Genomic DNA, 10,643 nt, shown 5'->3' on the forward strand with positions numbered 1-10,643 from the left:
GAAGGGCCTTCACCGCTCGATGGTCTTGAAGAGGGCGGAGAAGTCCTCGTCGCCGAAGCCGGCTGCCCGGGCCCCCTTGAAGAGTTCGTTGGCCGCGGCCGAGGCCACCAGAGGCTGCCCCACCCGGTCACCCAGGGCAACCGCCAGCCGCAGGTCCTTCTGCATGTGCTTCAGGGGGAAAGCCGGCGCGAAGTTCCGGTCGCGAATGAGTCCCCCCTTCAGGGCGAACATGGGATTCGCCATGGCGCCTGCGGCGATCACGTCGAGGATGGCGTCCGTGGCGAGCCCCGCCTTTTCCCCCAGCGCGAGCCCTTCGCAGAAGCAGGCCATCATCCCCCCCATGACCATGTTCACCACGAGCTTCATCTCGGCACCCTTCCCCACGTCCCCCAGGTGAAGGATCTTCTTCCCCATCTTCTCAAAGCCGGGGAGCGCCTCGTCGTAGAGGGTCCGGTCGCCGGCGGCCAGGATGATGAGGGTGCCGTCCTCGGCCGGCTTCTTGCTCCCTGATACCGGCGCTTCCAGGAACCGTCCCCCCTTGGCCACCACGGCCACGCCGATCCGCTGGGAGGTGGCCGGGTCTACGGTGGACATGTCCACGTAGCCGCGCCCCTCGCCGATCCCCTCCAACACCCCGTGCTTGCCGAAACAGACCTTTTCCGCCGCCGCCGGGTCCGCCAGCATGGCGAAGGTCACCGGGCACGATTCCGTCACCTCCCTTGGCGTCGCGGCCTGTTCCGCCCCCAGGGTCACCAGTTCATCCATCTTCTCGGGAGAGCGGTTCCAGACCGTCACCGAAAAGCCCGCTTTCACGAGGTTCTTGGCCATGGCGCTTCCCATGATGCCGAGGCCGATGAAACCGAATTTCTGCATGGATTACCTCCTGTTTCTTTTCAAGCCAATCGCGCCCAGCGCCACTGCCGGACCGAATTGACGAGGTAGATGTCCTCGGCGTGCTCCAATTCTTCCCGGGTGATGACCCGCTCCCGTACTTGGCCCAGGGCCAGGATTTCCTCCCGGAAGGTGCCGGGGAGAAGCCCGCAGGGAAGGGGAGGGGTCACCAGGGTGCCGCCGATCCGGGCAACCACGTTGGCGGTGGTCGCCTCGGTCACCTCTCCCCGCTCGTTGACGAAGATGACATCGTCGCAATCGGGGTGCCTCTCCCGCTCCTGCATGTAGAGGGGGCGATGGGTCGTCTTGTGGTAGAGGAACGGGTCTGCGGAATCGACGGCCTCCGAAGCGAAGCAGGTAATCATCGTTTCAACGCCGTCCGGCGGCGGGAGCGGTTCGGTCTCGATGGTGAATGCCCCGCGACGGTTCAGGAGGAGCCGCACCTTGTGCTTTCCTTCAAGGCTGCCGGTGCGGTGGGCGAGGACCGTGGTGATGGTGCCGAGCCGCACGGTGAAGCCGAAGTAGGCGGCGGAGCGGAAAAGCCGCGCCAGGTGCCGGTCCAGGAGGAAACACCCTTTGTCCTCCTCGTAGAGCATGGTCTCCACGAGGTGGAAGTCGGGCATGCGCTCCCGGGCAAAGCGGGCCTTGGCAAGGCACTCCCGGTACTCGTCCCCGGCCTGGGAGCCGATGGTCACACCGCTTCCGATTCCCAGTTCTCCCCTTCCCGCTTCGGTGTCGATGACCGCGGTGCGAATGGCGACGCTGAAGGTCATCTCCCCGCCGGGGGATACGTGACCGATACAGCCGGTGTAGACCCCCCGGGGGGTATCCTCCAGCTCACGGATGATTTCCATGCTCCGCTTCTTGGGGGCGCCGGTCACGGAGCCGCAGGGGAAGAGCGCCCGGAAGAGCTCCGGCAGATCTACCCCTTCCCGCATCCGGGCCGTGATAGTGGAGGTCATCTGGTGGACCGTTTCCAGGGTCTCCACCGCGAAGAGGTTGTCCACCTGTACCGACCCGGTCTTCGCCACCATCCCCAGGTCGTTGCGCAGCAGATCGACGATCATCAGGTTCTCGGCCCGCTCCTTCTCGCTCTCGGCCAGGCGCGCCTTGATCTGCTCGTCCTCGCTCCGCCAGCGGCCCCGCGTAGCGGTCCCCTTCATGGGGCAGCAGGTGAGGACGCCGTGGCGCAGTTCGAAAAAGAGCTCGGGGGATGCCGACAGGAGGTGGAAACGACCCATGTCCAGATGGGCGCAGAAGGGGGCATTCTGGGCCCGGCAGAGGTCGCCGAAATAGGCCGCGGGATCCCCTGTGAAGGCGAAACGCTGGCTGAAGGTGAAGTTCACCTGATAGGTGTCGCCGGCGGCGATGTACTCCCTGATGCGCTCGACGGCCCTCTGGTAGGCCTCGGGCGAGAGGGTGGTCTCCCATCCGGAGGTTTCGCAGGCAGCCTCGCATTCATCGGCGCCGGGAAGGCGCGGGGCAATGCCGAGACGGTTCTCGAACACGCCGAACCAGAGAAGCGGCAGAGGGCCGGGGGAGTGCGTTGCGAGACCGGTGCCGAGCCCAGCCGCCGCCTCGTAGGAGACAAATCCCGCCGCGTGGAGCCCCTTGGCAGCCGCCTCCTCAACCCTCTTGAGGGCCGGGACGACCTCCTCGGGGGTGCGGGCCGTGATCTCCTCCACGAACCCGTCGAAGCGGAACGAGGCCGGGTGATGCTCCGGCGCCAGGGATAACAGGGTGACCGTCGGCATTCCGCTCATGGCGCACCCGCCCCGCAGAGTTCCACCACCGGGCATTGGCGGCAGAGGGGTTGCACCGTGCCGTCGCACCCCTCCGAGATTCCCAGGTGGCAGAGGGGGAAATCGTACTTCACCGGGTCGGCCGGATCCAACTGCCGGAGCGCCGCCGTGATCTCCCGGGCCATGCGCCAGTCGGCCTGTTTGCGCTTCGTGAACCCCAGGTGGCGGCAGATGCGCTGGATGTGGGCATCCACGGGGATCACGAGCTGGCTCGGGGAAACTCCCTTCCAGACCTCCAGGTCAATGCCGTCGGCGGGGCGGACCATCCAGCGCAGGTACATGCAGAGCCGCTTGCAGGCGCTCCCCGTGGCAGGGGAGGGGAAGAAGAAGGGAAAATAGGAATCGGCGGGGATGGGGTCGCTGCCGAAGACGGGGGTGTAGTCGAAGGCGAGGACGGCAGCGCTGAATTCCGTGAGGGAAGAGGTAATGTCCTCGGCATGGGGGTCGTGGCACCCCAGGAAGAAATCGCCGATGGTGTCCGCCTCCTCGACCATGGTCCGGGCCGCCAGGAGCAGCGCGCAGAGGTCGCGGCCGTCGTTGAAGCGGTGCTTGAACCCGGCGAAGCGCCGCAGCCCCTCTTCTGGCTCGAACCGTTCCACAAACCGCCGGGGCGACGGCCCCATGGCCGCAAAAACCGTTTCCAGGTTCCGGAGGATGATCTTCACGTTGCCGTAGGCGAGGCACGACGCCACAAGACCCGCGATCTCCCGGTCCTCGGGGGCCGCAAAGCGGTGGCAGAACGAGAGGGGATCGTTTGCCAGGTGCCGGGTCGAGCGCGCGGCGTAGAGGTTGTCGAGGATGGCCTTGATGTCCAACGGAAAGCTCCCGGTCAGGAGTGGATACGGAAAGCCGCTATGGTACACCACGATGGCCGGAAGCGCCAAACGGAAAAAGGGTGTTCACCGGTCCCGGGGGCTCTCCAGGATGAACGTAACCGGCCCGTCGTTCACGAGATGCACCTTCATGTCGGCCTGGAAGATCCCCGTGGCCGTGGGGATGCCGGTTTCCTGCACGAAATCAACGAAACGGTCATAGAGCCGCTTCCCCTCGTCGGGGGGGGCCGCCGTGTCGAATGAGGGGCGCCGCCCCTTGGCGCAGTTTCCCGCCAGGGTGAACTGGGAGACCGCCAGAATCCCCCCGGCCACCTCCCGCACCGACAGGTTCATCTTCCCTGCCTCGTCCTCGAAGATCCGCAGACCTGCGATCTTCTCGGCCAGCCACGCCGCGTCCCGCTCCGCGTCCCCCTTCTCCACCCCGAGAAGGACCAGAATCCCCCTGTCGATGGCCCCCACTGTCCCGCCGTCCACCACAACCCGGGCCTCGCTCACTCGCTGGATAACCGCCTTCATGCCCCGAACACCCTCCTGAGAGCCTCTTGGTAAGCCTTCTCCGCCTCGCTCCCGAAGGGGGTGAAGATCACCCGTTGCAGTTCCGGGTAGCGCTCCAGGGCCGCCTTGGTCTCCTCTAGGGCGATGGCGCACGCCTCATTCAGAGGATAGCCGTAGACCCCGCAACTGATGGCCGGAAACGCGATGGAGGTGAGGCTGGCCCCGTGGGCCACCTCGAAACAGCGCCGGTAGCAGCTCCGGAGCTTTTCCGGCTCTCCCTTGGCCCCCCCGTGCCATATCGGCCCCACCGTGTGGATCACGTGCTTCGCCGGGAGCCGGTACCCCTTCGTCATCTTTGCGTCGCCTGTGGCGCAGCCGTTTAGGGTCCGGCACTCCGCCAGAAGCTCCGGCCCCGCGGCCCGGTGGATGGCGCCGTCCACCCCGCCGCCCCCCAGGAGCGACTCGTTGGCCGCGTTCACAATGGCGTCCACCGTCAGCTTCGTGATATCCCCCGGTATGATCTCGATCTTTTCCCTCATGGCGTTCCCTCCGTGACGATGATATTGCCGGATAATTCTACAGCCTATCCAGGGGACTTTCCACCCCCTTGCCGCCCCGGTTCAGCACATGGGTGTAGATCATGGTCGTCTGCACATCCTTGTGACCCAGCAGTTCCTGCACCGTGCGGATATCGTAGCCCGACTGGAGGAGGTGCGTCGCGAAGGAGTGGCGCAGGGTGTGGGGAGTGGCCGGCTTGGCAAGCCCCGCGTCCCGCACCGCCTGGCGGATGGCCCTCTGTATCCCCTTCTCGTCGGCGTGGTGCCGCCGCGTCACGCCGGTGCGCGGGTCCACCGACAGCTGCTTTGCCGGGAAAACATACTGCCATCCCCACTCCCGGCCGGCATTCGGATACTTATTGCCGAGGGCATGGGGGAGATGGACCTCGCCGAAGCCGGCCCGCAGATCCTCGTCGTGGAGACGCCTGATCCCCGTCAGATGTTCTTGCAGCGGCTCCACAGTCGCCTGGGGGAGCATGGTAATCCGGTCCTTAGCCCCTTTCCCTTCCCGGACGATGATCTCCCGTCGGTCGAAATCCACATCCTTCACCCGCAGGCGCACCGTCTCCATCAGCCGCATGCCGGTGCCGTACATGAGCCGTCCCATCAGCGCGTGGGTTCCCTTCAGGCGGGAAAGGAGCGCCTGCACCTCGCTCACCGTCAGCACCACCGGCAGGCGCTGGGGGCGCTTCGCCTCCTCTACGTCATCCAGCCAGGGGAGCTCGCTCCCGATAACTTCCCGGTAGAGAAAGAGGATCGCAGCCTTTGCCTGATTCTGTGTCGACGCCGAGACGTTGTGCTTCACCGCCAGGTGGGACAGAAACGCCTCCACCTCCTCCTTCCCCATCTCGGCGGGATGGCGCTTGCCATGGAAGAGGATGTAACGCTTCGCCCATTCTGTGTAGGTCTGCTCGGTACGGAGACTGTAATGCTTCAGGCGGATTCTGGTGCGGAGCATGTCAAGGAGGCGGGGTTTCTCCGGTTCGGCGGAGGAAGTGTTTTTGTCTGTTTTGATGGGGTGCATTTTGGCGTCCAGTTATGAGTAGAATTAATTAATTAGCTTGACGTAAGGCCGTCTTATACACCATACTGGCGCAAAATTCCACGCCTTTTAGGGCGTCCAATTAACGTTGGAAATGAATCGGGAGCAAAATACAATGATCATCGATTTTGAACTGCAAAACCGAAGATTTGTTAACAAAATTCAAAAATCTTCTAGTAGCCGAACTTTAATCTTTGGTGGAACTGTAATAGATAAAATTTTGGTTATTGACAAAGGATATTTGTTATCTGGAACAGTTCGCTTACATGAAAATGATAGTTTTGATGAGCCTGCTTCAATTCACTATTTTGAGACCGAGTTAGAAGGAGTTAAGTCGAATAGATTCCAGGTAGAAGCTTGTATCCCACAGGCCACATTTCAACATCTGCTGAGTATTGATGAAGAGCGGATCAAAGTAAATATTTCGTTAGATTTTGGTTTAACAAATCCAAGTTTGCGTTTTTCTATAACAAATCCGTATAGCAACGAAATTGAATGGAACGTTGTTAATAGCAATGTTGAATTAGCCGAATCAATAGGCATAGCAACTTACACTCATCAGTAAGTTTAATGTTTTGAGGCAATACAATGTTCCAACGGGTACTTCCAGGGGACCGTCGCTACGCGCCGACCCCTGAAGCCTGACGTTGGGGTTCAAGAACGAAATGAATAGACCAGAAAGAAAACTAAAAGATAGCATCATAATCGCTACAGCTATTTCCATAGTTGCTTTCATCGGCTACTTCATCTCCGAAATGGTCGGGTTTGATAAAATGAACCCTGCTAAGTCACCAAAGACATTTTATGAGATCATTGATGAATGGCCTCGTCTCATCGGATTTAGCGCTTTCGTCTTCGTTGCGGTTTGGTGGTGGCAAATGTCGCAAAAGGAACCTGACATAGTCATTTGTTGCAACTGTAAAGAAGTACATGAAAAGGAGAAAGTCTCAGATTCAATCTGTCAAAGGTGTGGTGGCAGATTAGAGGAGCTAGAAGGTTATTATGACCGCCATCCTGAGCAGCGGTGAAGTTAGCTCAACTAACATAGCAATGACTCCCAACCCTTACTTCCAGGGGACTGTCGCTATCGCTCCAGCCCCTGAAGCCTAACGTTGGAAAAGTTTCGGAGTAATTGAAAAAAGATGAACCAAATAGACTTAGTCCTGTTTTTCAGGACTGAACAAATACATGAAAAGATACTTGTTGAAAAGGCTCTTGCAGAAGCCGCAATTAACTTTGAGCTTGGCGCTCCTGGCAGCATGACTACTAATGCCATCTTTCAAGAGCGTGGCCCTTGGGATTTTTACACGAACAGTGACCAGTTATATGATGCACAGAAGTTGGTGCAGATGCTCCCGGTTGATAATCTTGTGATATCTCCGCAAGATTCCCTTAAAACAACAAACATTCAAAAGAGTTGGGCATGGTTTGTAATACTAATTTCTGCAGCATTGCTAGCGGTAGTTATTTATTACGCAGCAAATCTGTAAATAGAAGACAGCAATAGTCAGCATTGTTAGCATGATACAGTAAAGCAATTCCAACGGGTACTTCCAGGGGACTGTCGCTATCGCGCCAGCCCCTGAAGCCAGACGTTGGAGGTAATAATGACTATTCAAAAATTTTGTTCTTTGTTTGTTTTGTTTATATGTATTGGTTATGCTGACTGCTCTCTCAGTCACGCATTTGATGACATCTTAGGTGAAGACTTACGTGATAGGATTGTTTTTGCTTTAACGCAAGAAGATTTAGACAAATTCTTAGAAGCTTATTACCTAGAAGGAGCAGACCGAAATGCTGCGACTGAGACAATAAAAGCTTTTTATTCTGAATTAGTTAAAAGGAAGGACGCCAATATTAAAGTTATACCGCTAGACAATGATTACAAACCAGAAGTACTAGCCGGTAATCATAGGTTTAGACCGAATTTAGAAGCAGTTGGATTTTTATCTGTAGAATACACACTAGAAAACGGTGGTTATTACCTTAACAAGCAAATTATTGGAGAAATTAACGGTAGTTATTATGTAGCTGGCATTATTAAAGAAGCACTGCCATCAGAATTATGGAATTTAGCTATTCTGAGTTATAGCGTAGAACTTGACTCGCCTAATCAAATAACTACTCGTAAATACATCACTAAGGACAGTACAATTATAGTTCCGCTCAATGCAGGTTTTAAGGGGTATTGCGAATTCACTTCAAATGGCAATATCCACCGAGTTGAAATCCAAGGTGATGACAAAGCTTCCAATAAATACGATGGCCAACACTTTCAATATTGTGAGGTACACAATTTAACCAACAAAGGTGTAATAAAGCTTACTCTAAAAGAAAATAGTCTAGTAGTTTTTGAACAGAAAAGTGCTGAGCGTAGCCTCGTATTTGTTGCTCCAACTTCTACTTCCAGGGGACCGGGCTATTCGCCCGGCCCCTGAAGCCCAACGTTGGAGTTTCTGGGGGAATAGGTCGTTGGAGAAATAAATGATATTTAATGCTGTTATTGTTCTAATTATTGTGGCTTGGCTATGCATTAATATTTACATGGTATGCATATCTCAATGCCTGACTAACAACATGAAGTATCTTAATAAGATATTCGTTACTGCTATTATTCCTATAGCAATAGCATTTTCATCAAACCAAATTGCAGTATCGATAAAAGAAAAAGAGTTAAAGTCGAAATATATAGAAATGGCTTTAGATGTACTGAAAACGCCTCCAAGCGAAAACAGAAAAAACATGAGGCAGTGGGCTATTCAAGTGATAAACAAATATTCAGAGATACCTTTAAGCGAAGAGGCAAAAGCAGAATTGATGAAGGAGAACGTGTTAACTGTGATTCAATCAAGTGTTACGGTACAGGACACTGTAATACGGAAACAATAGCAGTTCCAACTGGTACTTCCAGGGGACCGGCTCTTCGCGCCGGCCCCTGAAGCCTGACGTTGGGGATCACATGTAAAAAGGAGATGTTTGATGGCCAATCTTCGATTTTCAGCTTCGCAAGGCAAATTGACCGTCACTGATTCACGCGGAACATACACAGTTAATGCTACAAGCGGAAGAGGTAATTGCCTTAATAATCCTGCCTGCCAACCAAGAGAAAACGTAGGCCCACTCCCCAGCGGCCAATACTTTATATTCCGTCGTGAAATCAACAATCCCAACGCTCTTGGTGACCTTGCTCGAAATATCTTCACTGGTGATTGGGGTGACTGGAGAGCGCCAATCCGCACATCTTCGTGGTCGGCACCCTATGGCCGCAAAGGTTTTTTTCTGCATGGCGGTACCAGCCCAGGCTCTGCTGGCTGCATCGATATAGGAGGCGGCGTTTTCGGAAATTCGACTACTGACAGGGTCCTTAAGTCCATAAAGGAAGTTGAGGTAAGCACCCTATGGGTAGACTAAATCCGATAGCGTCAGGTGTAATAATTGTCTTGGTTATTGCCGTTATTGAATTTGTCGGACAGAAAGCCGATAACATTTTCGCTAGGTCAACACCGGAAGCAACCATAATTGTCACCTTATTATCAATATTTATAATCTCAATATGGGCCAAGGCAAACACTACAACTATATTAACCGTTGCATTGGGAAGTATTGCGTATGGAGTTATAGCCTACACCTTGCACCTTGAGTTCTACTATCATGATTATCCAGAATTGTTCTCCGGCTTTATAATTATTTTACTGATAAGAACACTATTATATATAATTCCGGTCATTGCTGGTTATTACACAGTAGCTTTTATCAACAAGAAACAAGTCAATAATAATGGTTCCAACTGATACTTCCAGGGGCCCGTCGCTATCGCGCCGGCCCCTGAAACCTGACGTTGGATAATCAATAAGCAGGGAAGTGATCAGATGTGAATTCCTGATTTCGTACACTGCCTCGCAGTGAAATTATTTTTAGGAGATATCATGAAGAAGACAATGCTTGTATTGAGCCTACTTGCCACCACTGCGACAACTTCCGCACATGCAAGCCCAATTACTCTCACTGGTGACGAAATTGATGCAGCAATGATTCGCACGGTTGATTCTGGGTATGGGCTTGGCAGAATCAATGGATACGGACTTGATTCACCGTTTGTTGTTCAAGATGGCAACTCCGATGAGAAGCAATACAGTTCACTATTTAAGCTGAATGTCGATGGAGGTGGCTTTTCTGTAAAGTTTTTGTACTCTGCTGGTTGGCAAGAGGGTGTCGTGCTTAGGCTTAGCGACCTTGACTTTGCACCAACGGGAAGTTTTTTGTCATCTCTTGCGATCGACACAAACCTTGTTGGCTATACCTTGTCGGTCGGTCCTGATTCAATTGATATTGGGTTGGGAGAAACGCATTTTACTAACAACACCTATTTCGACGGAACATTCAATGTTTCTTCTCCTGAATCTGTCTCGGCGGTTCCTGAACCTGCATCTATCTCCCTTATTGCCTTGGGTCTTGTTGGAGTCATTGCCATGAGGAAAAGATCACGTTACACGAACAAATCCATGTGTAATAGTTACCAATTTGACAATAATTAGTCGTCCCTGAAAAAGTATAACCAACTGATGTTATTGATATAATTTGCAATTATTGTGTGGTAAAATCGCCAGAAATTGAATCAACACACTCAAAATCTGGTGATTCCATGAAACCAAAATCAAGCGCCACTGGCCAAGAAGATCTGTTCCGCTCCCGGCTTGATCAGATCCTTAACCGCCGACACCCCCTGTTCCGTCTTGCGAACACCATCGACTGGTCGGTCTTTGACAAAGAGTTCGGTTCCCTCTACGTCGCCAAAATCGGACGGCCGGGACTGCCGATTCGGCTGCTGGTGGGTCTGCACTACCTCAAGCATGCCTACAACGTGAGTGACGAGACGGCGGTGGCCCAATTCATCGAGAATGGTTATTGGCAGTACTTCTGCGGCTTCGAGCACTTCCAGCACGAGTTGTCACTGGTAATGCAATAATGGCCCAAAAGCGGGAATGAAAAGTGTACCACCCTGGGACCTATGGTATCCCTCTCT

General features: G+C 54.3%; 14 protein-coding genes and 1 pseudogene. 9 read left to right on the forward strand and 6 right to left on the reverse strand.

The window, feature by feature from the left end; translation table 11 throughout:
- Positions 1–9: 9 nt before the first annotated feature.
- From KI811_RS08185 to KI811_RS08210, 6 genes are all read right to left on the reverse strand, one after another.
- Positions 10–873, reverse strand: a complete 864-nt coding sequence (locus KI811_RS08185; RefSeq protein WP_214185971.1) for an NAD(P)-dependent oxidoreductase — start codon at positions 871–873, stop codon at positions 10–12.
- A 20-nt stretch (positions 874–893) separates the two neighbouring features.
- A complete protein-coding gene (gene pabB, locus KI811_RS08190; RefSeq protein WP_214185972.1) occupies positions 894–2,654 on the reverse strand; it encodes an aminodeoxychorismate synthase component I in 1,761 nt (586 codons plus the stop codon).
- Complete coding sequence (locus tag KI811_RS08195; RefSeq protein WP_214185973.1) at positions 2,651–3,508, reverse strand: TIGR02757 family protein; 858 nt, start codon at positions 3,506–3,508, stop codon at positions 2,651–2,653. Before KI811_RS08195 ends, pabB begins: the two co-directional genes overlap by 4 nt.
- Positions 3,509–3,592: 84 nt before the next feature.
- A complete protein-coding gene (gene dtd, locus KI811_RS08200; RefSeq protein WP_214185974.1) occupies positions 3,593–4,042 on the reverse strand; it encodes a D-aminoacyl-tRNA deacylase in 450 nt (149 codons plus the stop codon).
- Positions 4,039–4,560, reverse strand: a complete 522-nt coding sequence (locus KI811_RS08205; RefSeq protein WP_214185975.1) for an O-acetyl-ADP-ribose deacetylase — start codon at positions 4,558–4,560, stop codon at positions 4,039–4,041. Before KI811_RS08205 ends, dtd begins: the two co-directional genes overlap by 4 nt.
- 37 nt (positions 4,561–4,597) lie before the next feature.
- Complete coding sequence (locus tag KI811_RS08210; protein WP_214185976.1) at positions 4,598–5,602, reverse strand: integron integrase; 1,005 nt, start codon at positions 5,600–5,602, stop codon at positions 4,598–4,600.
- A gap of 133 nt (positions 5,603–5,735) precedes the next feature.
- Between KI811_RS08210 and KI811_RS08215 the strand changes: the two genes are divergently transcribed.
- The 9 genes and pseudogenes from KI811_RS08215 to KI811_RS08255 form a co-directional block, all read left to right on the forward strand.
- Positions 5,736–6,185 carry a hypothetical protein gene (locus KI811_RS08215; protein ID WP_214185977.1) on the forward strand — a complete coding sequence of 150 codons (450 nt, stop codon included), beginning with the start codon at positions 5,736–5,738 and terminating at the stop codon, positions 6,183–6,185.
- A 100-nt stretch (positions 6,186–6,285) separates the two neighbouring features.
- Positions 6,286–6,648, forward strand: a complete 363-nt coding sequence (locus KI811_RS08220; protein ID WP_214185978.1) for a hypothetical protein — start codon at positions 6,286–6,288, stop codon at positions 6,646–6,648.
- 114 nt (positions 6,649–6,762) lie between these two features.
- Positions 6,763–7,110: a hypothetical protein gene (locus KI811_RS08225; protein ID WP_214185979.1), complete on the forward strand. Its 348-nt coding sequence runs from the start codon at positions 6,763–6,765 to the stop codon at positions 7,108–7,110.
- 117 nt (positions 7,111–7,227) lie between these two features.
- Positions 7,228–8,058 (forward strand): hypothetical protein, encoded by an 831-nt coding sequence (locus tag KI811_RS08230; RefSeq protein WP_214185980.1) that lies wholly within the window; start codon positions 7,228–7,230, stop codon positions 8,056–8,058.
- A gap of 46 nt (positions 8,059–8,104) precedes the next feature.
- Positions 8,105–8,509: a hypothetical protein gene (locus tag KI811_RS08235; RefSeq protein WP_214185981.1), complete on the forward strand. Its 405-nt coding sequence runs from the start codon at positions 8,105–8,107 to the stop codon at positions 8,507–8,509.
- 90 nt (positions 8,510–8,599) lie between these two features.
- Positions 8,600–9,031, forward strand: coding sequence for a tlde1 domain-containing protein (locus KI811_RS18895; RefSeq protein ID WP_214185982.1), 432 nt, complete (start codon positions 8,600–8,602; stop codon positions 9,029–9,031).
- Positions 9,019–9,411: a hypothetical protein gene (locus tag KI811_RS08245; protein WP_214185983.1), complete on the forward strand. Its 393-nt coding sequence runs from the start codon at positions 9,019–9,021 to the stop codon at positions 9,409–9,411. The genes KI811_RS18895 and KI811_RS08245 overlap by 13 nt, the downstream gene beginning before the upstream one ends.
- Positions 9,412–9,546: 135 nt before the next feature.
- Entirely contained in the window at positions 9,547–10,155 is a 609-nt protein-coding gene (locus KI811_RS08250) for a PEP-CTERM sorting domain-containing protein (protein WP_214185984.1), read from the forward strand.
- Between the two features lie 107 nt (positions 10,156–10,262).
- A pseudogene (locus KI811_RS08255) lies at positions 10,263–10,574 on the forward strand (transposase); the annotation flags it as partial.
- Positions 10,575–10,643: the final 69 nt, after the last annotated feature.

Origin of the sequence: Geobacter hydrogenophilus (assembly GCF_018501225.1) — a bacterium.
Lineage (GTDB): Bacteria > Desulfobacterota > Desulfuromonadia > Geobacterales > Geobacteraceae > Geobacter > Geobacter hydrogenophilus.

What these genes read in the sequence shown, in the direction of transcription:
- KI811_RS08185 (WP_214185971.1), bottom strand. Translation starts at nt 873, where the DNA reads ATGCAGAAATTCGGTTTCATCGGCCTCGGCATCATGGGAAGCGCCATG.
- pabB (WP_214185972.1), bottom strand. Translation starts at nt 2,654, where the DNA reads ATGAGCGGAATGCCGACGGTCACCCTGTTATCCCTGGCGCCGGAGCAT.
- dtd (WP_214185974.1), bottom strand. Translation starts at nt 4,042, where the DNA reads ATGAAGGCGGTTATCCAGCGAGTGAGCGAGGCCCGGGTTGTGGTGGAC.
- KI811_RS08205 (WP_214185975.1), bottom strand. Translation starts at nt 4,560, where the DNA reads ATGAGGGAAAAGATCGAGATCATACCGGGGGATATCACGAAGCTGACG.
- KI811_RS08210 (WP_214185976.1), bottom strand. Translation starts at nt 5,602, where the DNA reads ATGCACCCCATCAAAACAGACAAAAACACTTCCTCCGCCGAACCGGAG.
- KI811_RS08215 (WP_214185977.1), top strand. Translation starts at nt 5,736, where the DNA reads ATGATCATCGATTTTGAACTGCAAAACCGAAGATTTGTTAACAAAATT.
- KI811_RS08220 (WP_214185978.1), top strand. Translation starts at nt 6,286, where the DNA reads ATGAATAGACCAGAAAGAAAACTAAAAGATAGCATCATAATCGCTACA.
- KI811_RS08225 (WP_214185979.1), top strand. Translation starts at nt 6,763, where the DNA reads ATGAACCAAATAGACTTAGTCCTGTTTTTCAGGACTGAACAAATACAT.
- KI811_RS08230 (WP_214185980.1), top strand. Translation starts at nt 7,228, where the DNA reads ATGACTATTCAAAAATTTTGTTCTTTGTTTGTTTTGTTTATATGTATT.
- KI811_RS08235 (WP_214185981.1), top strand. Translation starts at nt 8,105, where the DNA reads ATGATATTTAATGCTGTTATTGTTCTAATTATTGTGGCTTGGCTATGC.
- KI811_RS18895 (WP_214185982.1), top strand. Translation starts at nt 8,600, where the DNA reads ATGGCCAATCTTCGATTTTCAGCTTCGCAAGGCAAATTGACCGTCACT.
- KI811_RS08245 (WP_214185983.1), top strand. Translation starts at nt 9,019, where the DNA reads ATGGGTAGACTAAATCCGATAGCGTCAGGTGTAATAATTGTCTTGGTT.
- KI811_RS08250 (WP_214185984.1), top strand. Translation starts at nt 9,547, where the DNA reads ATGAAGAAGACAATGCTTGTATTGAGCCTACTTGCCACCACTGCGACA.